Genomic DNA, 24,751 nt, shown 5'->3' with positions numbered 1-24,751 from the left:
GCTACCGGGGTACGTTGGCCGGGCGGTCGGAGACGGCCTGCTCCGTTTCGGCGGGGTAGGCCGCCGTATCGTCATCACGACTGGGCTGGAGCGGCTGCCGGCGATGGCGGAGCAGTTGCTCGTAATGCGGAGGCAGTGGGCCGGTCTGCGATGAGTGGCAGCCAAACTTCGCACTGGTGAGGTAACTCAGCAAGGCGATCAGGCCGATGCCCGCGCTAATCAAAATGGTCGTCAGCATAATGGGTGGCGTTTAGGTTGCCGTAGCAACGGTTATCCCCAAAAGAGGCCCGCCCCATTAAGAGGTGGCTTAAGGAAAGCTTAGAATTTAATTAGAGCCTACGAACCGGGACGAGTGTGCCCGGCCTTTGTTATAGACAGAAACGACTTGGTGCTTATGAAACTGCTGCTTGTTGAAGACGAACCCAAAACCGTGCAGGCGATCCGGCAGGGGCTGGAAGAAAGTCAGTTTGAGGTCGACGTGGCCTATGACGGTCTCATTGCGCGGCGGCTGGCGCTCAAAACCAATTACGCGCTTATTATCACCGACGTGGTGCTGCCGGGCATGAACGGCTTTGAACTGGTGAAGCAACTGCGGGCCGAAGGCCTGGCCACGCCCGTGCTGATGCTGACGGCGCTGGGCGAAACCGACGACAAAGTGATGGGCTTCGACTCGGGGGCCGATCAGTACCTGACCAAGCCGTTTCAGTTTACCGAGTTGCTGGCGCGGGTACGTTCGCTCACCAAACGCGGCACGCAGGTGGCCATGACGGCCCAAACCCTGCGCTACGGCGGGGTCGAGCTGAATCTGGACGCCAAAACGGTGATGCGCGAAGGGCAACCTATCGAGCTGACAGCCAGGGAGTTTACGCTGCTGGAGTTTCTGATGCGGAACCAGGGGCGGGTTGTTTCGAAACCGACCATTGCCGAGCACGTCTGGGACCTGAACTTCGACACGGGCACCAACGTGGTGGAGGTGTATATCAACTATTTACGGAAGAAACTCGACCGTAACTTCCCGACGAAGCTGATTCATACGCAGTTTGGCATGGGCTACGTGTTTAAGGAAGAATAGATGACCATTCGGAGTCGGCTGATCGTTCGGTTTACGGGGCTGGTAACCAGCATCCTGCTGCTCACGTTCGTCAGCATTTATGCGTTTTGCTGGTATTTTATCTCGTCGGATTTTTACCGGCGGCTCGACCGGAAAGCCAACACGATGGGCGATATGCTCATCCGCCACCGCCTCGACGCCGACCTGATCCGGCAGCTCAACCGCATCCGTCGGGATCAGTTGCCCAACCAGAAGGTGCTGATCTACAACGGGCGGGATACGCTCATCTTCTCCACCAACGAATCCCTGTCGCTTACCATCCCGAAACGCACGCTGGACGACATCCGGCGGGTTCGGCAGAAAGATTTTCGGCAGGATGGTTACTACCTCTCGGGGAGCCGCTACCTCACGGCCGACGGTGCCTTTGTGGTGGTAGCGAGCGCCCAGAACGTCTATGGCGACGATTTTCTGTATCGGCTGCGCTGGGCCCTGACCGGACTGTTGGGGCTTATCATCGGCATCACCACGCTGGCGGGCTGGATTTTCGCGGGCGATGCGATGCGTCCCGTGCAACAGATCGACAACACGCTGAGCCATATTTTCCCAAACAACCGCGACGAACGCCTGCCGGTCAGGCCCGACGCCGACGAAATTAGTCGCCTGTCGGGCACCATCAACCGGCTGCTCGACCGGGTGGGTGAGTCGTTCCGGCTGCAGCGGCTGTTTGTGGCCAACGTGTCGCATGAGTTGAAGAACCCCCTCACGCAGATCAGTTCACAACTGGAGGTAAGCCTGCTCAAACCCCGCGAGCCCGCCGCCTATCAGGCAACCATTCGTTCGGTGCTCGACGACGTGAGCGAGCTGGCCACGCTGACGCACGAGCTGCTGCAACTGTCGCAGGTGCAACAGGACGCCGCCGTGGGGATGCTGACGGATCTGGTTCGGGTCGACGAACTGGCCTGGGATATCCGCGATACGGTGAGCGCGCTCAACCCGCGCTTCCGGGTTACGGTGACGCTGGGTACGTTGCCCGACGACCCCGATCAACTGGCGATACCGGGCAACCGCACGCTGCTGGCAACAGCTCTGAAAAACCTCACCGAAAATGCCTGCAAATTCGCCCCGGACGGGCAGGCGCAGGTGGCCGTTCAGCTAACGGGCCGGGCCGTGCGGCTGACGGTTGCCAACGAGGGGCCGCCTATCCCGGCGGAGGAGCAGCCCTACCTGTTCGAGCCCTTCTACCGCAGCCGCCAAACCGCCGATCAGGTACGTGGCTACGGCGTGGGGCTGTCCCTTGTCGAGCAGATCGTGCGTCTGCACCGGGGGCAGCTCAGCGTGCAGTCGGAGGCGGGTTCGCCAACGGTTTTCACTATCGAGCTACCCCGGTTGTAAATTCATTTCTAAGCAAATTCTAAGGGGTTTATCAGCACTGGTTAATCAACGCGAATCAGTTTTGCGTAACACATTTCCGCTAGCCGATGCGCTTATTAACTAACTCCGACACCCATTTCGCCTATTCGCCACAACCCTCAGCGATGTTTGCCAGCGCGCCCGTGCGCCCACTCCACGAGCAGCGCCCCGACGACAAGCCGCCGCGCCGACCCGATTGGCTGCTCATCATGGTGGGCGTGTTATTTATGATCACGCTGCTGGTGGCCGGGCTGGTATTCATACCGCTCTGAGGTCGCTACGTTTACTCCACGATCAGCTTGATCTTCCGGCTTTTCGTCCGGGTCTGTAGCCATTTTTTCAGCCGGTTCCGTTCGGCCACTGTGTGGCGCCGGGCGAATCGGGCGTACACCAGCATTACCGTATCGGGCCTGGCCTTTCCACTGTTCATAACCAGCGAGTTGGCCGCCGTGAACGTCTGCACATCGGGCATGAGCGTCTTCAGTTCATCGCGCAGGTCCGTGACGGGCAGGCGCGAAGTCTGCGTCAGTTCGATGTAGCGGCGCAGCGAGTCGATGGTCTGGTCTTTACGGGCGATCGACGACTGACTGTATTTGATCACCTGATCGGTAATGGTATTCTTGAGCGCATCCACATCGATCTCCGCATCTTTGAAGCTCCCCTGTTTGATAACCAGCCGCGTGTTGTTGAGGCCGTAGGGCGGCATCTTGGCCCGCAGCATATTGACCGAATCGGGGGGCAGCGGTTCACCCACCAGCGTCAGTTCGAGGCGGGGCTGCTCGCGGCTGTAATGGGCCGTGTAGGTGATGACCTGCCGGTACGCGAAGTCACATTCCGTAGCCACAAACCGTTTGGCGGCCTGTTCGAAAATGGTCCTGCGCACGATCTGATACCCCAGGTACGTGCTGGGAATGAGCACGATGCACACGGCCACCCAGATGGTGGTACGTACCCGTCGGGCTACGTCGAGGGAAGGGTACAGTTTGGGCTGATAGCCCAGGAAGCGCACGATCAGGAAGGTAGCCAGGCTGATGCAGATGCCGTTGATCAGGAAAAGGTAAAAGGCACTGGCGAAATAATACACATTCAGCGTGGCCAGCCCATAACCAGCCGTGCAGAGCGGAGGCATCAACGCGGTGGCAATGGCCACGCCCGGTATCACGTTGGTCACTTTTTCGCGGCGCGACCCCGCCACGATACCCGCCAGCCCCCCAAAAAACGCAATGAAGGCATCCCAAACCGTTGGCGACGTACGGGCCAGTAGCTCAGACTGCGCCGAGTGCAGCGGGCTGACCAGGAAGTACACGGTCGAGGTCAATAAACTAATCACCGCGGCAATCGCTATGTTCTTGAGCGCCCGCTGTACCATTGCCAGGTCATTAATGCCGATACCCAGGCCGATACCCATGATCGGTCCCATCAGGGGCGAGATCAGCATGGCCCCCGTGATGATTGCCGTCGAGTTGACGTTCAGACCAATCGAGGCGATGAAGATGGCGAAGATCAGCGTCCAGAGATTGATGCCCCGAAATTCGATGCCCCGGCTGATCGACTCAATGACGGCAACTTCGTCTTCCTTATCTTCTTCGAGACTGAATCGATCTTGCAGCCACTTACCAATTCGGGTAAGCACAGCATTCCGTTTGGCAGGCACATGGGAGCGGTTAGGGTCTTCTAGTAGCATATGGCTGGTAACAAAGGCGGTAGTGGCGGGTTCATTAAGTCGAGCGAGCCCATACGTGAAACAAAAAAGCAACCGAATGTTCAACCCATCATTCTTATGAACGTGTTTACCTTAATTACCCTGTTGCTGGTTGGCGCCTCCTTACTGGCTTACCTCAACACCCGTTTCCTGAAACTACCTGACGCCATCGGGGTGATGGTGCTGTCGCTGCTGTTTTCCCTCGCCATGCTCGGCCTCAACGCCATTGCGCCCAGTCTGCTGGAGCAGGTGCGGCAGGGCGTAGGCCAGATCGATTTCGGCGAAGTGCTGTTCGATGTCATGCTCAGCTTCCTGCTGTTTGCCGGGGCCTTTCATACCGACGCTGCCCGGCTGCGGGTCGAGCGGCGGTCGGTGATGCTGTTTGCCTTTGTGGGCGTTTTGCTGAGCACCTTCTTCGTTGGCACGGGGCTGTATTACATTGGCAACGGGCTGGGCTTTGAGCTACCCTACCTGCTCTGCCTGCTGTTTGGCGCGCTCATCTCCCCCACCGACCCCATTGCGGTGCTGGGTATTCTGGCCAAATTCCGGCTGCCCGAGAGCGTCAAGATCAACATCGTGGGCGAATCGCTCTTCAACGATGGCGTGGGGGTCGTCGTCTTTGCGACCATCTACGAAATGGTGGTTGGCGGAACCGACACGGTCACGCTCGGGCATATCAGCCTGACGTTTCTGGAAGAAGCGGGCGGCGGCGTGCTGTTCGGGCTGGCCCTGGGCTACCTGCTCTATTGGCTGCTGCGCTCGATTAACCACTACCAGACCGAAGTGCTGCTGACCGTGGCGGGTGTGATGGGCGGTTACCTGCTGGCCCAGCAACTTCACATTTCGGGGCCGCTGGCGATGGTCGTTGCCGGTCTGCTGGTGGGCGACAAGGCCCGGCAGGACGCCATGAGCCACCAGACCGAAGAGTACGTGGATAAATTCTGGGAGCTGATCGACAGCATCCTGAACGCGCTGCTTTTCGTGCTGATTGGCCTTGAACTGCTCGTGATCCCGTTCGGCAACGGCCCCTGGACCATCTACTTGCTGGTCATTCTGCTGGTGCTGCTGTCGCGGTACCTGGCCATCCTGATTCCCTTCACCCTGGCCCGGCGCTGGCTCGATCTCGACGCCAACGCCCCACTCATGCTCACCTGGGGTGGGTTGCGGGGCGGTCTGTCGGTGGCCATGGCGCTGTCTATTCCCGAATCAATTCCGCAGAAAGCGTTCATCGTGACCATCACCTACGTCGTTGTGCTGTTCTCGGTGATCGGGCAGGGGCTGACGATGGAACGGCTTATCCGGCGGCTCTACCCCACCTCAGACTAGCCTCGACCGGTACGTTGCCTGGGCCGGTGCCTCCTTCTTTCGGGATAAAGCGCGCGGCCCCGGGTTAACGTACCTAAACCAACGTATCTGCACATGGAAACGCTTAATTTCAAAACGAACCTCCGCAGCAGCGAGGCCATTCTGGCCGTCACGCAACCGCTGAATGCCATCGACCACATCGATGGCTGGAACGTCGACACCGACCACCCAGATCGCTTGCTGACGGTGCAGACCACCGACAACCGCATTGCCGAACAGGTGAAGCAGGCCGTTGCGCAGGCGGGCTACACGGCGGAGCTGGTGCAACCCGACGCCTGAATCGCCTCTAAGCGAATTCTAAGTAGATCTTAAGTCGGCTCTTAGTTGCTTGTGTCAATTTGCGGAGGTTCCCAGTCACCACTCCGGTCGGGAACCCAAACCGCATCAACGACATGAAAACGCACATAAAGCTGTTGCTATTAACCGGGCTGACAACCACCTCCCTGGCGCAGACGCCAACCGCCGACCCGACCACGCTCATGAGCCTGGGCCGGTTCAGCGAGGCCACCCAACTTCTGGCCCGTCAGGCGCAGCAGACCCCATCCATGCAGGCCTATTTCGACGCTGGCTATGGCTACCTGCGCGCCGGCCAACCCGACTCGGCCCGTAGCTGGTTCGAGAAAGGGCAGGCAATGGACGAAAAACGGGTTCCGCTCAACGCAACCGGGCTAGCCATCACGTACCTGGTCCAGAAAGACCCTAACGCCAACGCACAGATCGACGAGGTGCTGAAACGGAGCAAAGGCAAAAACGCCGATATTCTGTACAGGCTGGGCGAGGCCTATACGGGTTACCTCACGCCCGACAGCGGCTCGATCAAACCCCGCTACCCGATGGCCGTCAACGCGCCCAAAGCCATCGAACTGCTCAATCAGGCAAGCGAACGGGGTAAAAAGAACGCCGATATCCAGTTAACGCTGGGTGATGCCCATTACCTGAACCGCGACGCCGGCACGGCCGTATCACGCTACGAAAGTGCCCTTGAACTGGGCATGAACCCGGCCCGCGTTTACCAACGCATCGGCGATATCTATTGGCAGGGTAAAAACCTGAATCTGGCGGTCGAGAATTACAAGAAAGCGATCGAAACCGTCCCTACCTACGCCCCGGCCTACCGGCAATTGGCCGAGTTGTATTACCTCGTCAACCGCTACAAAGACGCGGCCAACTACACCGATCAGTACATCCGCGTGGCCAACGACACCCGCCCGGAGATGCTGCTGCGGTCGGCCCAGTTTCATTTTCTGGGCAACGAATACCAGAAGGCTATCGACGTGATCGACAGCAACCGGGCCGTGCTGGGCCAGAACCCGATCGTTTACCGCATGGAAGGCTGGGCTTATGCGTCGCTGAAACAGCCGCAGAAAGCCATCCAAAGCCTGACCACGTTTATCGAACGAGCGCCGCAGAAGGTGATCTACGACGACTATAAATACCTTGGACGGGCGTACCTGACCGCCGTAGACGGAGCCGCCGACTCAACCCAGGCCGGACGTGATTCCATCGGAGTAACGTACCTGGAAAAGGCCGCTCCCTTCGACACCGCCGACAACCTGTATAGCGACATGGCCAAATATTATTACCGGGCCAAAAAGCACCCGCAGGCCGTCGCCGCGCTCGACTCAGCCGCCAGCCACGGCTTCAAGGCCGACGTGCAGGATTTGTTCCGCTACGGCATGAGCAACTACACGCTGGGCTTTGCCCGCGACAGCCTAGGCAAGTTTACCCGCGACACCCTCCGGTTTGCCAAAGCCGACTCGGCCCTGGCGCTGGCGCAGCAGCAATCACCCGCCTACGTACCCACGGTGCTGTATCGGGCCAAGGCGAAGTACTACGCCTATACGCCCGAAGAAGCCGTACGCAAGGGATTGGCTAAACCGTTCTTCGAGCAGTTCATCACCATGGTTACCGACAAGCCCGACGAACGTACCCGCTACAGCAAAGACCTGGCGCTGGCCTTTAAGTACCTGATCTCGTACCACGAACTGGTTACCCAAGATGCCACCGCCCGGAACGAATGGCTCCAGAAAGGGATGGCTTGGCTACCCAACAACAAAGACCTGGCGAAGATCGCGACCAACGACGCACCCGACGCCAGCGGACAATAACCGTGATCAATTGAGTATGAGTCAGTTTGTTGACCTCGACCGCTACCGAAGCCCGATCTATGGTAGCGGTTTTGTTTTAACCAATGGGCTAGGCTCATAAATGCGACAGGGGCGACTGACTGTTTATCATTAAGCACTTATGTTTTTGCATTATTAGAAGCTAAACCCTGCTTATCTCGCTATTTCTAAGCACTTTCTAATAATTTTCTAAGGACATCCTCAATTAAAAGGGAGTTAATTGCATAGCCTCGATTCGATCAACTTTGATCCGTCGTCCACCCACGTGTTTGCTCGCCACTCCGGCTTGATCACATGACGCCAAACTCAACGATAAAACTCCTGCTTTCGGGCCTGCTGTTGTCAGCCTGCTCTGGTCAGAAAGAGACCAAACAGGCCGAAGCCGCCCCTGAACTCCCCATCGTTCAGCTTACCCGGCAAGACGCCACCCTCGACCACGACTATGCCGGTAACCTGGAAGCCGTACAGAACGTGGAAGTACGCGCCCGGGTGGGCGGGTATCTCGACAAAATCCTCGTCGACGAAGGGCAATCGGTGAAGCAGGGTCAGTTGCTGTTTCAGCTCAACCCCGCCGAGTACAACGTAAAAATTGCCGAGGCACGGGCCAGCATCGAAAGTGCTACCGCCCAGGAACAATCGGCACTGGTGGAGATGGATCGCGTCAAGCTGCTGGTCGACAAAAACGTCATCTCGGCGTCGGAACTGAAGCTCGCCCGCGCCAAAGTATCGTCGGCCCGGGCGGCTATCGATCAGGCGAAAGCGTCGCTGGCCAACGCCCAATTGCTGGTTTCACTCACCAACATTCGTGCGCCGTTCAACGGGGTGATCAACCGCCTTCCGTTCAAACGCGGTAGCCTGGTCGAAGAAGGTGCCCTGCTGACGACCATTTCCGATCTGCGTGAGATGTATGGCTATTTCAACGTATCGGAGAAAGAATATCTGGCTTTCATCAAAAAACGGCACGACCCGAACAAGACCACCATTCGGGAGGTGGAACTGGTGCTAGCCGACGACACGCATTACCCTTACAAGGGCAAAATTGAAACCACCGAAACCATCTTTGAAGGCAACTCGGGTACCATCGCTTTCCGGGCGCGTTTCCCGAATCCCAAACAGTTGCTCCGGCACGGCTCGACGGGCAAAATTCGCCTGAGTAACGATGTCGACGACGCCCTGCTCGTGCCGCAGAAAGCGGTGTTTGAGGTGCAGGACAAAAACTTCGTGTATGTGGTCGACGGGGGCAACAAAGTACGCATCCGCCCCTTTGTGCCCCGCAGCCGCGTTGAGCAGTTTTACATCGTGCAGTCGGGTCTGAAAGCCGGTGACCGGGTGGTCTACGAAGGTATTCAGAGCCTGAAAGACGGGATGAAGATCGTGCCGCGCCCGCTCGATGCCGACAGCCTGAAGATTCTCTTCGCGTCCGTGCAGTAGCCTCTTTCCTGTCTTTGTCGGTCATTCGCTTCGCCGTGAACGGATGACCCATGCCCCATATCCCTATGTTCAACACGTTCATCAAGAGGCCGTTACTATCGACCGTTATTTCGGTACTGATTGTGCTGCTGGGTGTGCTGGCCCTTACCGGGCTGCCCGTCACGCAGTTTCCCGACATCGTGCCCCCGTCGGTAACGGTAACCACCAAATACACCGGTGCCAGCGCCGACGTTTGCGTGAAGGCCGTGGCGACGCCCCTCGAACGAGCCATCAACGGCGTCCCCGACATGACGTACATGACGTCGATTTCGGGTAACGACGGCACCACGCTCATCACCATCTTCTTTAAAGTCGGCACCGACCCCGATCTGGCGGCCGTCAACGTGCAGAACCGCGTGACAACGGTACTCGATGAGCTACCCGAGGAAGTGATCAAGGCCGGGGTGGTTACGGAGAAGGAAGTAAACAGTATGCTGCTGTACCTCAACATTGTCAGCAGCGACCCGTCGGTCGACGAGAAATTCATTTACAACTTCGCCGACATCAACGTGCTGGCGGAGCTAAAACGCATCGACGGTGTGGGGTTTGCCGCCATCATGGGCAACCGCGATTACTCGATGCGCGTGTGGCTCAAGCCCGACCGCATGACGGTCTACGAAGTCTCGGCCGACGACGTGGTGCAGGCCATCCGGCGGCAGAACGTGGAAGCTGCGCCGGGCAAAGCGGGTGAAAGCGCCGACCGCGACCCGCAGGTGCTGCAATACGTGCTTCGGTACACGGGTAAGTTTTTCGAGCCGAAGCAATACGAAGACCTGGTGCTGCGGACCAACCCCGACGGGTCGTTCCTGCGGTTGCGGGATGTGGCCGAAGTCGAATTTGGATCGGCCAGCTACGAGGTGCTGTCGAAAACGGATGGGCGACCCTCGGCAGCCATCATGCTGAAGCAGCGGCCCGGCTCCAACGCCCGCGACGTGATTGCCAACGTGAAGAAACGGATGGAAGAGCTGAAAACCAGTTCATTTCCGCCGGGCATGACCTACAACTACGCCTACGACGTGTCGCGCTTCCTCGACGCCTCCATCCATGAGGTGGTGCGTACCCTGATGGAGGCCTTCGTGCTGGTGTTTATCATCGTCTTCCTGTTCCTGCAAGACTGGCGCTCCACGCTCATCTGCGCGCTGGCGGTGCCGGTGGCCTTGGTGGGTACGTTCGCCTTCATGAGCATGATCGGCTTTTCGATCAACCTGCTCACCTTGTTCGCGCTGGTGCTGGCCATCGGGATTGTGGTCGATAACGCCATTGTGGTGGTGGAAGCCGTGCACGCCAAGATGGAACTCGACCACATGAAACCGCGGGCGGCTACCTTCGCCGCCATGGGCGACATCGCCGGGGCCATCGTGGCGATCACGCTCGTCATGTCGGCGGTATTTGTGCCGGTGGCGTTCATGTCGGGTCCGGTGGGGATCTTCTACCGGCAGTTTTCGCTGACGCTGGCCATTGCCATCGTGATCTCGGGGGTCAACGCCCTTACGCTCACGCCCGCCCTCTGCGCGCTGCTGCTGCGGGCCAACCACGGCGAAAAGAAAGGCTTGGTCGGTCGGTTCTTTGCCGGGTTCAACCGGGGTTACGAGTCACTAGCCCGTTGGTATCAGTCGCTGCTCCGGCGCATCATCAACCGGGGGGCCATTACCTGGGGTATTCTGGCGCTGTTCGTGCTGGGTACGTGGGGCATCAGCACCATCCTGCCCGGCGGCTTTATCCCGACCGAAGATCAGGGCATGATCTACGTCAACGTCACGACGCCCGCTGGGGCCACCGTGTCGCGGACGGAAAAGGTGCTGGATGCGATTGAAGCGGTGGCTTCCGACATGGAAGCGGTCGAAAACGTCTCGACGCTGGCGGGCTACAGCCTGCTCACCGACGGGGCCGGGGCGTCCTACGGCATGGGCATGATCAACCTCAAGCCCTGGGAAGAACGCGCCGAGTCGGTACAGGAGTTGATCGAGCGGCTGGAAGAAGAAACCAAGGGCATCACCGACGCCAGCATTCAGTTTTTCCCGCCGCCGACCGTGCCCGGCTTTGGTAACTCCAGCGGTTTTGAGCTTCGCCTGCTCGACCGGGGCCGGAGTGGCGACCTGCAACAGACCGCCGACGCCGCCAAAGACTTTATGGCCGCGCTGAAAAAACGGCCTGAAATCCGGGACGCCTTTACCAGCTTCGACCCCAGTTTCCCCCAGTACCTGCTGCACGTTGATCAGGAAAAGGCGGCGCAGCAGGGCGTTTCTATCGACAACGCGATGAGCACCCTGCAAACGCTGATGGGTAGCTATTACGCGTCCAACTTCATCCGGTTCGGGCAGATGTATAAGGTGATGGTGCAGGCCGATCCGCGCTACCGCTCCAAGCCCGAGGACGTGCTGAACATGCGCGTGAAGAACGATCAGGGCGAGATGGTACCCTACACCAACTTCGTCCGGCTTGAGCGGGTCTACGGTCCCGAGCAGCTCACGCGCTACAACATGTACACCTCGGCCATAATCAACGGCGACGCCACACCGGGCTACAGTAGCGGCGACGCCATCCGGGCTATTCAGGAAGTGGCTGCCGAATCGCTGCCCAAAGGATTCGGCTACGAATGGTCGGGGATGTCGCGCGAAGAGGTGCTGTCGGGTAACCAAGCCATTTACATTTTCGGCATCTGTCTGGTGTTTGTATACCTGCTGTTGGTGGCCCAGTATGAAAGTCTGCTACTGCCGCTGCCCGTACTGCTCTCGCTGCCAACGGGGGTGTTCGGCGCTTTCCTTTGCCTGCAACTGGCGGGCCTGCAAAACAACATTTACGCGCAGGTATCGCTCGTGATGCTCATCGGGCTATTGGGCAAAAACGCCATTCTGATCGTTGAATTTGCCAATCAGAGAAAGCAGGAAGGAGCTTCCATTCTCGACGCTGCCCTCGAGGGGGCCGTATCACGCCTGCGCCCCATCCTGATGACCTCCTTCGCCTTTATCGCCGGGCTGATTCCGCTTTGCATCGCATCGGGGGCGGGGGCCCTCGGTAACCGCTCCATCGGCACCGCCGCCGCCGGGGGCATGCTTATCGGCACGGTCTTCGGGCTGGTGCTGATTCCGGGGCTCTATGTCTTCTTCGCCAAATTAGGCGAACGCTCCGGCAACCAAACGACGCCCGACGACGAAGACGAGGCGCCAATGACTTCAGTGTCCACACAACAGCACGTTAATGGTACGATTGTTCATTCCTGATCTAATAAAGAAAACCGGCTATCTGGCGGCGCTGGCGCTGCTGGCGGGCTGTCAGTCAGTAAAACCCCTGTTTCAGCCCGAAGCCGTACCACTCAGCGACAGTCGCAACACGTCGGTGCCCGCTTCGTTTAGCCGACAAACCAACTACGCCAACGACTCAACGTCCATTGCCGGTCAGTCGTGGCGGGCGTTTTTCGCCGAACCGGCGCTGGTGGCACTGATCGACACGGCACTGACCAACAACCTCGACCTACGCATTGCCCTGCAACGCATCGAGCAGGCTCGCGCTACGTTTGAGTACAGCCGGGGGTTTCTGGCACCGCAGATCAACGCGACAGCCTCGGCGGGGGTCGACCGCTACGGGCAGTATACGCTCAACGGCGTGGGTAACTTCGACACGAACCTGTCGAACAACATCCGGGGCGATAAGCTCATCCCCAACCCGACGCCCGACTATTTCCTCGGCTTTCGCAGCACCTGGGAACTCGACATCTGGGGCAAACTCCGCAATCGACGTAAGGCCGCTTACCTGCGGTTGCTGGCGTCGGAACGGGGTCGGCAGGCCGTGGTGACGAGTCTGGTGGCGCAGGTGGCGCGGTATTATTACGCCTTGCTGGCCCTGGATGGCGAGTTGAACATCATCCAGGAAAACATTGATTTTCAGCAACGAGCCCTCGAATTGGTCCGGGTGCAGAAACAGGCGGGCCGGGTGACCGAGCTGGCCGTGCAGCAGTTTGCCGCGCAGTTGCTGAATACCCGCAGCCGCCAGGGTCAGGTACGTCAGCAGGCGGCGCAGGCCGAGAACGAACTGAATCAATTACTGGGCCGCTACCCGCAGCCCATTGCACGCGGCCGGTCGCTGGAAGACCGTGAATTACCGGGTCAGGCGCCGACGGGCCTCCCCGTGCAGATGCTCGTTCGGCGCCCCGACATCCGGCAGGCCGAACTGGAGCTTCAGGCCACCAACGTGGATGTCGACGTGGCCCGGGCCGAGTTTCTGCCTAGCCTCAACCTCTCGGCCTACCTGGGTCTCAACGCCTTTCGCGTCGCGACGCTGACCAACCCCGGCTCGATTGCCGCGGGCCTATTAGGCGGGCTGTCGGCGCCGCTGTTCAACCGTCGTTTTCTGAAGGCCAATTACCGGGGCTCGATCGCCCAGAGCCGCGAGGCGTTTTTCCGCTATCGGCAAACGGTGCTGACGGGCTTCAGTGAGGTGAGCACGCAGCTACAGGCCGTCGATAATTTCCGGCAGGTAGCCAACTGGCAAACGCAGGAAGTGACTACGCTTCGGCAGGCCGTGAGCACCTCCAATGACCTGTTTGCCAGCGGTTACGCCTCCTATCTGGAAGTGATCACCGCCCAACGCAGCGTACTAGAGGCCGAACTGGCGCTCATCAACACGAAGCAGGCGCAGTTTCTGGCCATGACCGATTTGTACCGCGCCCTGGGCGGCGGATGGGAATAGAATTCGCTTAGTGCGCCACCAGCATCCGGCGGGAAAGCTCGTGGCCATTGGCCTGCAACACCACGAAATACACCCCGCTGGGTAGTTGGGTAGGGCGAAACAGAATGCTGTACGTACCGGCGCTTTGTCGCTGTTCGGGTAGTTGGGTAATCGCCCGGCCCGACGTGTCGCGGATGCCCAGCCGGACCGTGCATTCGGCAGGCAGGTCGTAATCGATCACGACCCGTTCAGAGACCGGGTTGGGCGACAGGCGCAAGTCAAACCCGGCCGGTTCATCGTCGGCGCCCGCCGATGCCACCGCCACGTTGCTGGCCGGGCTTTCAGAATGCAGCCGGTTCAGGGCCGTTACCAGGTAGCGCACGGTGCGCCCCTCAGGTACGTTGGCATCGACAAAATCCGTCGTATCGGTAGCGGTGATCGCCAGTAACGCGGTCGGATCTTCGGTCGATACCACCTGCCCATCGATGAAGCGATACACCGCAAACTGCCGGATGCGGTTCAGTTCGTCCGCTACTGTTGAGGGCTTTTCCCAGTGTAACGCTACCCAACTACCTTGCCGCTCGGCCTGTAATTGTGTGGGTGCGGGCAGGGGCGTGTTGTGTTTCCAGGGCATAGCCGGGCGCAGGGCGGGTCGTCCGTAAAACGCCGCCGTGCGCAGGCTGTCACGCAGGCCCAGCGGATTCCGGTTGAAGGTCGAGGTGTTGTAGAAAATACTACCCTGCACGGCCACAGTGCTACGATTGAGCCGAAGCTGGTCAGGCATATGGCCTGCTACGTTCCAGGTCGCGCTTTCGCCCGCGGCGCCCACCCGGTAGGCCGCCTGCCCAATGTACAGGTGCCGGTTGACGCCCGCCGTAGCCGGGCTACTCTGTACCACGGCCGACCACCACGGCACCAGTTGCCCGTAATTAGCCGACGTCTGCTTGCTGTTCCAGTATAGTTGCGGGGCTACATAGTCGAGCCAGCCCGCCTGTATCCACTGCCGCGAGTCGGCGTAGATGTCGCTGTAGCTTTGCAGGCCACGACTCGTAGACCCCAGCGGTTGCGCCGCCGATTTGTTTTGCCAGATACCAAACGGCGACACCCCAAACTTCACCCAGGGTTTGGTGGCCTGAAGGCTGTCGGCCATCTGTTTGATGAAAAGATTGACGTTATCGCGCCGCCAAGCCGCCCGGTTAGTGAAGCCCCGTTTGTTGGCCGCAAAGGTGGCGTCGTCGTTGAACGGCAACGTACCTGGGCCGGGCGGATAGGGATAGAAGTAGTCGTCGAAATGAACGCCGTCGATGTCGTAGCGCCGCACCACGTCCATAATCACGCCCGCGACGTAGTTACGCACGGCAGGCAGGCCAGGGTTCAGAATGCGCAATGTGCCCTGCGCCAGTAGCCAGTCGGGGCGTTTGCGGGCGATGTGAGCCGCGTGCAACGTACCCACCTGCGTGTTGGCCACCGCCCGATATGGATTGAACCAGGCATGAAACTCCAGGCCCCGCTTGTGGCATTCGGCAATCATAAAGGCCAGCGGGTCATAGTCGGGAGCCTGCCCCTGCCGCCCCGTCAGCACGTCGGCCCAGGGCTCGAACGCACTCGGATAGAGCGCATCGCAGGCACTACGAACCTGCACGACCACCGCGTTGAGCCCCGCCTGCTGATGCTGAGTAAGGATCTTGACAAACTCGGCCCGCTGCTGATCGGCCGACAGCCCCGGCCGCGATGGCCAGTCGATATTGCTGACCGTGGCAATCCAGGCCGCCCGAAATTCGCGCTTGGGCTGGGCCAGCGCATCGGGTCTGGGCAGCACACATAGCGCACATAGAAAGAGAAGACACCAAACAGGGAGTACGTTGCGGAAACGTGCAGCCATTAACGTTGAGTAAGCAAGGGTTAGGAAATCGGGGCAATGGAGTACGCGTCGATGCCTTCCGTTTCGGAAAACGCATCGACGCGTAACGGGCGTATCGCTTAATACACCTCGCGGCGGGCGGCTTTGAGCGTGTTCTGCATCAGCGAGCAGATGGTCATCAGCCCAACGCCGCCGGGTACGGGCGTGATGTAGCTGGTTTTGGGAGCCACCTCGTCGAACTTCACGTCGCCTTTCAGCGCAAAGCCGCTCTTCTTGGTCGCGTCCGGTACCCGTTCGAGGCCCACGTCGATTACCACCGCGCCTTCTTTGACCATATCGGCGGTGATGAATTCGGGCCGGCCCAGCGCCGCGATCAGAATGTCGGCGGAGCGGCAAATTTCGGCCAGGTTTTGGGTCTTCGAGTGTGTCAGGGTGACGGTGCAGTTACCGGGGTAATCGTTGCGCTGCATCAGGATGCTCATGGGCAGGCCCACAATCTGGCTGCGGCCCACCACCACGCAGTGCTTACCGCTGGTAGAGATGTCGTAGCGTTTGAGCATTTCCAGAATGCCCTGCGGCGTGGCCGACACGTAGGCGGGTAACCCTTTCGCCATGCGTCCGATGTTGATCGGGTGAAAGCCGTCGACGTCTTTGGCGGGCAGAATGGTTTCCATCACCTTGTCGGGGTTGATGTGCTTCGGTAGCGGCAGTTGCACGATCAGCCCGTCCATGTCCGGGTTGTTATTCACGTCGGTCACGGCGGCCAGCAGCTCGGCTTCGGTCACGTCGTCGTCGAACCGAATCAGCGTCGAGTGCATACCGACTTCTTCACAACTTTTCATCTTACTGGCCACGTAGGTCTCTGATCGCCCGGCCGTTCCGACCAGAATGGCGACCAGATGGGGAATTTTACCGCCCTCGGCCTTAATCTGTGCGACATCTGCCGCAATCTCCTGCTTGATCTGCGCAGAAAGTAATTTACCGTCCAAAAGAATCATGATGCCCTACATAATGGTTGCGCGAAGATAAGGGAGGGGTGGGAGTTTGAGGGGCAAACTTTAAACACCAACCAGTCAAACAACCCTCCCCTTCTCCAGCCGAAGCGTTTGAGTAATGCAGCGGGGTAGCTCGTCGGGGTAGTGCGTCACATAGATGAGCGTCGTCTCGGGGGCCTGCGCGCAATAGGTGTCGATGAGGGTCCGGAACGCGTCAATGTGGGGGGTATCGAGGCCCTGCGTGGGTTCGTCCAGGATCAACAGGGGTGGTTGTTTCACCAGGGCCCGAGCCAGCAGGGTCCAGCGTTGTTGGCCCACCGACAGCGACGCCAGGGTTTCGTCGCGTAGCGCCCACAGGTCCAGCGCCTGTAGCTGGGCCGTGACCTGCATCGTTTGCGCGTCGGTCAGTTTACGAAACAGGCCCATCGAGTCGAACAGCCCCGACGCTACCGCCGACCAGACGGTGGTATTGCGATCGAAGTACAGATGCAGTTCGGGCGACACAAACCCCATGCGTTGCTTCACCGCCCAGATGCTCTGCCCCACCCCGCGCCGCCGGTCGAACAGCTCGACGTGGTTGGCATAGGCCTGCGGGTTATCGGCCGTAATCAGGCTCAGCAGCGTACTTTTCCCCGACCCGTTAGGCCCCAGCAACGCCCATTTCTCCCCCCGCCGCACCGTCCAGCTGATCTTGTCCAGCACCACCATATTGCCGTAACGTACCTGCACCTCGCGCAGCACGATGGCATTGGTAAACGTATCCGCCGCCGTTAGTGCCCGCCGAACTGGTTCGGGTGTCGGGAGCGTGTTGCTGATTTGAGCGGGGGCTGTCAGGTGCAATCGATGGGTAATGGCCGTCGGGATTTCGCGCTCGTCGGTCACCAGCACCAGCGATACCCCTGATTGCGCCACGCGGTTGAGCGTTTCGTGCAGCAGTGCCCGGCTGTGGGCATCCAGCCCAACGAATGGGTTATCGAGTAGCAACACGCGCGGGCGGCGCAGCAGGGTGCGGGCCAGCAACGTCCGGCGGGTTTCGCCGTTGGAGAGCGACGTCAGCGGGCGATCGAGCAGGTGCGTGATCTGCATGGTTTGGGCCACGTCGGCCAGCCAGTCGGCCGGATGCGCCGGTGGCGGCAGCGTCACCGACGCCGGGTCGACCGTCCCGACGGGCAACACCTGTTCCTGCAACACGGCCCAGACGGTGGGCGCCAGTTGGGCGGCATCGGCGCTGTAGCGTTGCTGGTAGAATTGGGCCGCACTCGCCACCCGCCGATCGAACGAAAAATCGCGGGGCACCAGGTTAATGGCCGTCAGCGACAGATCGGCCACGTAGCGCCGTTGGCCCGCCGCCACACCGACTCGCCCGGCTAGTGCATCCAGAAACAGGCTTTTGCCCGAGCCGGTTGGCCCCAGTATAGCCCAGTGATCGCCAGGGTGAAGCGCCCAGGTCAGATTTGACAAGGCAAACGGAGGACCGCTTGCCGATGCCCCAACGCGCCGGAATGTGGCGTTGGTTAACGCAATGAGAGGTTGGTCAGGTTGCATATGATCTGGGGCAAAGATACGCCCACAAACTCTGGCACCTGAACAGTATGGCGGGCCAGCGGTTCAGCCTTCAACACCTTATTTTCCTATGACAGCTTCATTTTCACCCTTTCTGATCGGCGTCGTCGCCGGTATGCGGGCCCTCTCAGCCCCGGCGCTGCTGAGTCGCCACCTGAGCCAATCGCCCGCCAACCCGCTAGCCAACAGCCGGTTGCACTTCCTGACCAATCCCAACGCCGCGAAAACATTGACAGTACTGGCTGGCACCGAATTGCTGGGCGACAAAGCCCCGAATGGGCCAGACCGCACCTCGCCCCCGCAGCTCATGGTTCGGCTGGCATCGGGGGCCGTTTGTGGGGCGGCCGTTGGCGAAGCACAGGGCCAATCGGGCCGATTTGGCGCTGTGCTGGGCGCGGCGGGCGCGCTGGTGGGTACGTTTGCCTTCTTCCACCTACGTCGTTACCTGACACACGAGCGAGGGCTCCCCGACACGGCGGTGGCGCTGCTGGAAGATGCGCTTACCCTCGGGGCTGGTTGGCAGGTTGCTAACACAATAGCCACCGGTAACACTTCGGCTAGCTAACGGGTTTACTAGGGACAGACCGAATCGCCCACCTTTTCCGTTTATGATCCTTGCTCCTTCCGATACGCTGGCGGCCTCGTTCCAGCAGGTTCGCACCCAGACAATACAGCTTTGCGCCGGGCTCGAAACCGAAGACTACGTGGTCCAGCCGATGCCCGACGCCTCGCCGGCCAAATGGCACCTGGGCCACACCACCTGGTTCTGGGAAACGTTTGTGCTCCAGCCTAACCTGCCGGGGTATCGCGTTTTTCACGACGAATTCAGCTTCGTGTTCAACAGCTATTACGAGACGGTTGGTCGGCGGTCGTTACGTACCCAACGGGGGAACCTCAGCCGCCCCACCGTGGCCGAGGTGTTTCGGTACCGGACCTACGTGGACGAGCAGATGGACCGTTTCCTGACCGACTTTTCGCCCGACGATACGCTGACCAACCTGATAACGCTCGGCATCGAACACGAACGGCAACATCAGGAACTGCTTGTTACCGACATCAAATACACGCTGGGGCACAACCCGCTTTTCCCGCCGCTCGAGATACCCGTCGAAGAGCATACGCCTCAGTCTGCGGCAACACCCGTTACGGTGGCCGAAGGGGTGTATACCGTTGGTTATCAGGGAGACGGCTTCTGCTTTGACAACGAATTGGGCGCCCACCGAACGTACCTGAACACGACCACGCTGTCAGGTACGTTGGTGACCAACGCGGAGTACCTTGCTTTCCTAGAAGCGGGGGGCTATGAGCAGTTTCAGCACTGGCTGTCCGACGGCTGGGCCTGGGTCAACGCTAACCGGGTTCGGTCGCCACTCTACTGGCATCCCGTCGATGGGCAGTGGCAACACTACACCTTCGCGGGCCTGCAACCCATCGACCCCGAGGCCCCGGTTTGCCACGTCAGTTTCTACGAAGCCGACGCCTACGCCCGCTGGCGGGGCATGCGCCTGCCGAGTGAGTTCGAGTGGGAAACGGCCCGGCTACAGGGCTTGCCCAACACGGGCCAACGCTGGGAATGGACGGGATCGGCTTATCTCCCCTACCCCGGCTTCGCCACCGCGCCGGGTGCTGTGGGCGAATACAATGGCAAGTTCATGAGCAGTCAGATGGTCCTGCGTGGGGCCTCGGTAGCCACGCCACCCGAGTCGATCCGGCCTACCTACCGCAATTTTTTCCAACCCGACAAACAGTGGCAATACACCGGTATCCGGCTGGCCTACTAACCACATCATGACCCTCGACCAACCCAACGTAGCGGCTTTCGACCCGGTCCTCGCCGACGAAGTGCGCCGGGGCCTTACGAGCCAGCCCAAACGGCTGTCATCCCGTTTTTTTTACGACGATGAAGGCAGTCGGCTCTTCAGCGAAATCATGCACCTGCCCGAGTACTACCTCACCCGCAGCGAGTATGAAATTCTGGATACGAACAAGGAGCAGCTACTGAGCCTGTTTGCCGCCGACAACCGGCCTTTCAACCTGATTGAACTCGGCGCAGGCGATGGCCTGAAAACCAAGCTGTTGCTCTCGCATTTTGTGGAGCAGGGGGCTCGTTTCACCTACGTACCTGTCGATATCTCGGCGGCGGCGCTGGACGGGCTCACGGCCGATCTGCGGCAGAAGTTGCCCGCGTTGGCCGTGCAGCCGCAACTGGGCGACTACACCGAAGCACTGGCTCAACTGACCCACCAAGCGACCGAAGGCGCTGATGCGCCCCGGCAGGTGGTACTGTTTCTGGGCTCCAACATCGGCAATTTTGCGCCTGCGGATGCCGTTGCGTTCTACGCGCAGATTAGCCAGCAGCTGCAGCCGGGCGATCTCGTGCTGACGGGTTTCGACCTGCAAAAACACCCCGCCGTGATCCACGCCGCCTACAACGACCGGGAGGGACTAACCAAAGCGTTTAACCTCAATCTGCTCCGTCGCCTCAACCGCGACCTCGACGCCGACTTTAACCTCGCTGCCTTCGATCATTACGAACTGTATGATCCCGAATCGGGTGAGGCGCGCAGCTACCTGATCAGCCAAACCAAACAGACTGTCAACATTCGGGCGCTGGATATGACCGTGCCGTTTGCCTACGGCGACTTCATTCACACCGAAATCTCGCGGAAGTTCACTCGGGATGGTATTGAGCAGCTTGCCTCACAAACAGGCTTTGCGCTCACCCAGTGGCTCACCGATTGCCGCCATTATTTCGCCGACGTGGTGTACAGGAAAAGTTAGTTTCGGGTTGACGTCTACCGTTGGCTGACGCACGGATCTCGCTAACGCGTCAGCCAACGGTAGACGTTAAATATCAAACTCAAGCCTGAAACTCACAGATACTTCCCCGCCTGCAAGTAATTGCGGACGTAGTCGGCGATACCGGCTTCGAGGGAGTGGAACGGCTTTTCGTAACCGATCGACCGCAGTTTGGCCATGTTGGCCTGCGTGTAATATTGGTATTTGTCGCGGATATCGGCAGGCGTATCGATGAACGTAACCTGGGGCTCGAGATCCATCGCCGCAAACGTATTATTGGCCAGATCGAGGAAGGTGCGGGCCGTGCCGCTGCCAAGGTTGTAAATGCCCGAATTGCGCCGGTGGTGCATCAGAAACAGGCAAACGTCCAGCACATCTTTCACATATACGAAGTCGCGCATCTGCCCCCCGTCGGTATAGTCGGGGTTGTGCGAGCGGAACAGCTTCATGCCCCCGGTTTGGCCAATCTGCTTGTGGGCGTGGAAAATAACCGACGCCATGCGCCCCTTGTGGTATTCGTTGGGGCCGTATACGTTGAAAAATTTCAGGCCCGCCCAGAAAAACGGTTTGCGTTCCTGCTGTAACGCCCAGATATCGAACTCGTTTTTCGATTCGCCGTAGGGATTCAGGGGCTTCAGTTGCGGCACCAGCGACTCGTTGTCGTCGTAACCCAACTCGCCCAGGCCGTAGGTAGCCGCCGACGATGCGTAGACCAGCGGAATCTGGTATTCAACGCATTTCTCCCAAATCTGCTTCGAGTACGCGACGTTCAGGTGGTCGAACACCGTGTAATCAAACTCGGTGGTGTCGGTACGGGCGCCAATGTGGAACAGGAACTCGACCTCCTGATAGTTGCGGTCGAGCCAGTCGAAAAACTGTTCACGGTCAACGTACTCCTGAATCTGTTTGTTAGCGAGGTTCGGCTCTTTGTCAGGATTTGAAAAGTCGTCAACGGCAATGATGTAATTGAAATTTTCCTGGTTGAGCTTACTAATCAAACAGCTGCCGATGAAACCGGCAGCCCCCGTAACAATGATCATAAACAGTTTTCGTTAGACGTCTTACCGGTAACAGCGAGGATGAAAGGGCTATCGAATACAGAAAAGCGGATGTAAAGGTACAGGCTTTGTTTGTACCAAACCATACCGTATTTATAGATTAAATTGAACTATTCCAATACTGGACCACAGCGGCCTGTTTACTATCTCCGGGCTTTGGTTGCTCCTATGATTCACGTCCATTATCCGCCGCGCCGCCCCCGCAAACGCTATAGGGTAAACTGAGCCCTGTTTTTTCTACCTTTGCGGCCTCAATGTCTCGGCGTTGTCTGGTAACCGCCGTTAACTAACCAGACCCAATGGTTTATATTAGTCGTAAAGAACATTTCAACGCCGCCCACCGGTTGTACAACCCCAATTGGTCCGACGAGCGGAATAAAGAAGTATTTGGCCCCTGCGCCAACCACAACTGGCACGGCCACAATTTCGAACTGATCGTGACGGTCAAAGGCGAGCTAGACCCCGATACGGGGTTTGTCATCGACCTGAAAGTGCTGGGCGACGTGATCAAGCGGGAGATCATCGAGCAGTTGGATCACAAGAATATCAACCTCGACGTGCCGTTCATGCAGGGTAAAATGGCGAGCTGCGAAGTGCTGGTGATGGAAATCTGGAAAATTCTGGAAACCGCCCTGCAACCCCTCACCGAAGCTCGCCTCTACCAGATCCGCCTGATCGAAACCCCCAAGAACTTCGTAGATTATTATGGGGAGTAAATTGAATGTATAATGTACGATGTATACTGTACAAGGGCTGAGTAGCCTAACGTACCTTCCTTTGCGGAGCCATTGTACAGTATACATCGTACATTATACATTACCATGACCTACTACCTCATTGCCGGCGAGCGGTCGGGCGATTTACACGGGGCGAACCTCATTCGGGCCATTCGGCAGCACGACGAGGCGGCGCAGGTACGTGCCTGGGGCGGCGAGCAGATGGAAACCGCCGGGGCTACGCTCGTTCGGCATTACCGCGATCTGGCCTTTATGGGGTTTTGGGAGGTGGCCAAAAACCTGGGCACCATTCGCCGCCTGCTGCGCGACTGCCAGGCCGACGTACTGGCTCACCGGCCCGACGCGCTGATTCTGATCGATTACGCTGGCTTTAACCTCCGCATGGCCAAATGGGCCAAGAAGCACGGCATTCGGGTTTATTATTACATCTCGCCCAAAGTGTGGGCCTGGAATCAGCGGCGCGCCCTGGCGATCAAAGCCAACGTCGACCGGTTGTTTGTGATTCTGCCGTTTGAGAAAACGTTTTTCAACAAATACGATTACCCGGTTGAGTTTGTCGGCAATCCACTGCTCGATGCACTCGCTCAGCATCAGCCCGACCCGGAGTTTCTGACCCGGCTGGGTACGTCGACTCGCCCCATCGTGGCGCTACTGCCCGGCAGTCGTCGGCAGGAAATTACGGCGATGCTACCGATCATGCTTGCCACGGCGGCGCAGTTTCCCGATTACGACTTTGTGGTAGGCACGGTGAGCAACCTGCCCGCCGCACTTTACGACGAGATGCTGGCCAACTACCCGCAGGTGAAGCGCGTGGCCGATTCGGCCTACGACCTGCTCAAACAATCGGTGGCGGCGCTGGTGACGTCGGGGACGGCTACGCTCGAAACGGCGCTGCTCAACGTACCGCAGGTGGTCTGTTACAAAACGTCGTGGCTGAGCTATTCAATTGCCAAACGGCTGATTGCGGTGCCGTATATCTCGCTGGTCAATCTCATCGTCGATCGACCGCTGGTTACCGAGTTGATTCAGGAGGAACTCACGCCCGCCCGCGCCACGCAGGAATTGCGGGCCATTTTGCCCAATGGAACAGGCCGCGCCGCCATGCTGGCAGGTTATGCAGCATTGCAGCAGATCATGGGCGACCCGGGGGCTTCCGAACGCACCGGGGCCGCGATCGTCGCCGATCTCAGACGTTGACCGTTACAGACTATTTCCCTCCTGTCGGCTCAGGAATAATGCCCGTTTTCATCCAGTTGGTGAGCCATGTTTTGTGGGGCGGGGCCAATTGGGCAAAAAACTGGTAGAAAGGCAGCATATCGCGCTGAAAATCGCCGGTCATGTACATCGGTTCGCTCAGCACGATCTGCTTGCGTGTCCAGTCGAAGCCAACCAGAATGAGGGGAACGTTGGCCTTGAGGGCCATGTAATAAAAGCCGGTTTTTAGCTTGCTAACGTCGCTGCGGGTGCCTTCAGGCGTGATGCAGACGTGCAGTACCGAATGTCGGTTGAAGGTATCCGCGACCGCATCGACCAGGTTATTGGTCTTGTCGCGGTAAACGGGCGTGCCGCCCAACGCTTTGAACAGCCACCCGGCATACCAGGTGAAGAGCGAACTTTTGGCCAGGTAGCCGATGTAAATGTCCAGCTCGTGCCGAATCCATAAGCCCAGCGGAAAGTCCCAGTTGGTAGAGTGTGGGGCCACGACCCACAACGCCTTGGGTACGTTGGGTCGTGGCCCCACAAGCGCCCAGCCCAGCGCATGATACAGCCGGGTTAAAAACGCACCGAGCATCGATGATCGAGTATTAGTAGTTACGCTCTTTGCTAACGAGCCAACGGCCGGTAATGAACGAGGCGATCAGCAATACGGCGTAAAAAATCAGGGTCCCGATGGTCGAAATGGTATCGTGTGTCATGATATCAGTGAAAGTTGGCGCAAAGATAAGGGG

Annotated in this window: 21 protein-coding genes; 14 read left to right on the top strand and 7 right to left on the bottom strand. The window is 59.0% G+C overall.

Features of this window, described 5'->3' with window-relative positions; genetic code table 11:
- Position 1: 1 nt before the first annotated feature.
- Positions 2–238, bottom strand: a complete 237-nt coding sequence (locus FAES_RS14070; RefSeq protein WP_015331895.1) for a hypothetical protein — start codon at positions 236–238, stop codon at positions 2–4.
- A 156-nt stretch (positions 239–394) separates the two neighbouring features.
- On the opposite strand from FAES_RS14070, the gene FAES_RS14065 reads away from it, so the two are divergent.
- The 3 genes from FAES_RS14065 to FAES_RS30065 all read left to right on the top strand — a co-directional run bounded on the left by FAES_RS14065 (position 395) and on the right by FAES_RS30065 (position 2,733).
- On the top strand, positions 395–1,072 hold the full coding sequence (locus tag FAES_RS14065) for a response regulator transcription factor (protein WP_015331894.1): 678 nt from the start codon (positions 395–397) through the stop codon (positions 1,070–1,072).
- Entirely contained in the window at positions 1,073–2,443 is a 1,371-nt protein-coding gene (locus FAES_RS14060; protein ID WP_015331893.1) for a sensor histidine kinase, read from the top strand.
- An 86-nt stretch (positions 2,444–2,529) separates the two neighbouring features.
- Complete coding sequence (locus FAES_RS30065) at positions 2,530–2,733, top strand: hypothetical protein (RefSeq protein ID WP_015331892.1); 204 nt, start codon at positions 2,530–2,532, stop codon at positions 2,731–2,733.
- 11 nt (positions 2,734–2,744) lie between these two features.
- On the opposite strand, the gene FAES_RS14055 is transcribed toward FAES_RS30065, so the two are convergent.
- Entirely contained in the window at positions 2,745–4,145 is a 1,401-nt protein-coding gene (locus FAES_RS14055) for a DUF389 domain-containing protein (RefSeq protein WP_015331891.1), read from the bottom strand.
- A gap of 96 nt (positions 4,146–4,241) precedes the next feature.
- Between FAES_RS14055 and FAES_RS14050 the strand changes: the two genes are divergently transcribed.
- The 6 genes from FAES_RS14050 to FAES_RS14025 all read left to right on the top strand — a co-directional run bounded on the left by FAES_RS14050 (position 4,242) and on the right by FAES_RS14025 (position 13,810).
- A complete protein-coding gene (locus FAES_RS14050) occupies positions 4,242–5,489 on the top strand; it encodes a cation:proton antiporter (RefSeq protein WP_041258955.1) in 1,248 nt (415 codons plus the stop codon).
- A 93-nt stretch (positions 5,490–5,582) separates the two neighbouring features.
- A complete protein-coding gene (locus FAES_RS14045; RefSeq protein ID WP_015331889.1) occupies positions 5,583–5,807 on the top strand; it encodes a heavy-metal-associated domain-containing protein in 225 nt (74 codons plus the stop codon).
- A 113-nt stretch (positions 5,808–5,920) separates the two neighbouring features.
- Positions 5,921–7,636 (top strand): tetratricopeptide repeat protein, encoded by a 1,716-nt coding sequence (locus FAES_RS14040; protein WP_041257876.1) that lies wholly within the window; start codon positions 5,921–5,923, stop codon positions 7,634–7,636.
- 312 nt (positions 7,637–7,948) lie between these two features.
- On the top strand, positions 7,949–9,085 hold the full coding sequence (locus tag FAES_RS14035; RefSeq protein ID WP_015331887.1) for an efflux RND transporter periplasmic adaptor subunit: 1,137 nt from the start codon (positions 7,949–7,951) through the stop codon (positions 9,083–9,085).
- Positions 9,086–9,150: 65 nt separating this feature from the next.
- Positions 9,151–12,345 carry an efflux RND transporter permease subunit gene (locus tag FAES_RS14030; RefSeq protein ID WP_041257875.1) on the top strand — a complete coding sequence of 1,065 codons (3,195 nt, stop codon included), beginning with the start codon at positions 9,151–9,153 and terminating at the stop codon, positions 12,343–12,345.
- Positions 12,323–13,810 carry an efflux transporter outer membrane subunit gene (locus tag FAES_RS14025; RefSeq protein ID WP_015331885.1) on the top strand — a complete coding sequence of 496 codons (1,488 nt, stop codon included), beginning with the start codon at positions 12,323–12,325 and terminating at the stop codon, positions 13,808–13,810. The genes FAES_RS14030 and FAES_RS14025 overlap by 23 nt, the downstream gene beginning before the upstream one ends.
- Positions 13,811–13,817: 7 nt before the next feature.
- On the opposite strand, the gene FAES_RS14020 is transcribed toward FAES_RS14025, so the two are convergent.
- The 3 genes from FAES_RS14020 to FAES_RS14010 form a co-directional block, all read right to left on the bottom strand.
- Positions 13,818–15,671: a family 10 glycosylhydrolase gene (locus FAES_RS14020; protein WP_015331884.1), complete on the bottom strand. Its 1,854-nt coding sequence runs from the start codon at positions 15,669–15,671 to the stop codon at positions 13,818–13,820.
- Between the two features lie 98 nt (positions 15,672–15,769).
- On the bottom strand, positions 15,770–16,648 hold the full coding sequence (locus FAES_RS14015; RefSeq protein ID WP_015331883.1) for a bifunctional 5,10-methylenetetrahydrofolate dehydrogenase/5,10-methenyltetrahydrofolate cyclohydrolase: 879 nt from the start codon (positions 16,646–16,648) through the stop codon (positions 15,770–15,772).
- Between the two features lie 75 nt (positions 16,649–16,723).
- On the bottom strand, positions 16,724–18,190 hold the full coding sequence (locus FAES_RS14010) for an ATP-binding cassette domain-containing protein (protein WP_015331882.1): 1,467 nt from the start codon (positions 18,188–18,190) through the stop codon (positions 16,724–16,726).
- 88 nt (positions 18,191–18,278) lie between these two features.
- Here FAES_RS14010 and FAES_RS14005 point away from each other — a divergent pair, with 88 nt between their 5' ends.
- From FAES_RS14005 to egtD, 3 genes are read left to right on the top strand one after another with little or no spacing between them, the layout of a single operon-like run.
- Positions 18,279–18,773, top strand: coding sequence for a DUF4126 family protein (locus FAES_RS14005; RefSeq protein WP_015331880.1), 495 nt, complete (start codon positions 18,279–18,281; stop codon positions 18,771–18,773).
- 43 nt (positions 18,774–18,816) lie between these two features.
- Entirely contained in the window at positions 18,817–19,989 is a 1,173-nt protein-coding gene (egtB, locus tag FAES_RS14000) for an ergothioneine biosynthesis protein EgtB (RefSeq protein WP_015331879.1), read from the top strand.
- Between the two features lie 7 nt (positions 19,990–19,996).
- On the top strand, positions 19,997–20,989 hold the full coding sequence (egtD, locus tag FAES_RS13995) for an L-histidine N(alpha)-methyltransferase (RefSeq protein WP_015331878.1): 993 nt from the start codon (positions 19,997–19,999) through the stop codon (positions 20,987–20,989).
- Between the two features lie 92 nt (positions 20,990–21,081).
- Here the strand turns inward: egtD and rfaD are convergent, their stop codons facing one another.
- The gene (gene rfaD, locus FAES_RS13990) at positions 21,082–22,047 is read right to left on the bottom strand and encodes an ADP-glyceromanno-heptose 6-epimerase (RefSeq protein ID WP_015331877.1); all 966 of its coding nucleotides are present in this window, start codon (positions 22,045–22,047) and stop codon (positions 21,082–21,084) included.
- Between the two features lie 317 nt (positions 22,048–22,364).
- On the opposite strand from rfaD, the gene FAES_RS13985 reads away from it, so the two are divergent.
- Complete coding sequence (locus FAES_RS13985; RefSeq protein ID WP_015331876.1) at positions 22,365–22,781, top strand: 6-carboxytetrahydropterin synthase QueD; 417 nt, start codon at positions 22,365–22,367, stop codon at positions 22,779–22,781.
- A gap of 105 nt (positions 22,782–22,886) precedes the next feature.
- The gene (lpxB, locus tag FAES_RS13980; protein ID WP_015331875.1) at positions 22,887–23,999 is read left to right on the top strand and encodes a lipid-A-disaccharide synthase; all 1,113 of its coding nucleotides are present in this window, start codon (positions 22,887–22,889) and stop codon (positions 23,997–23,999) included.
- Between the two features lie 10 nt (positions 24,000–24,009).
- Here the strand turns inward: lpxB and FAES_RS13975 are convergent, their stop codons facing one another.
- Positions 24,010–24,594: a 1-acyl-sn-glycerol-3-phosphate acyltransferase gene (locus FAES_RS13975; protein WP_015331874.1), complete on the bottom strand. Its 585-nt coding sequence runs from the start codon at positions 24,592–24,594 to the stop codon at positions 24,010–24,012.
- Positions 24,595–24,751: the final 157 nt, after the last annotated feature.

The organism is Fibrella aestuarina BUZ 2, from assembly GCF_000331105.1.
Classification (GTDB): domain Bacteria; phylum Bacteroidota; class Bacteroidia; order Cytophagales; family Spirosomataceae; genus Fibrella; species Fibrella aestuarina.
This window is presented reverse-complemented; position numbering and strand designations above follow the sequence as displayed.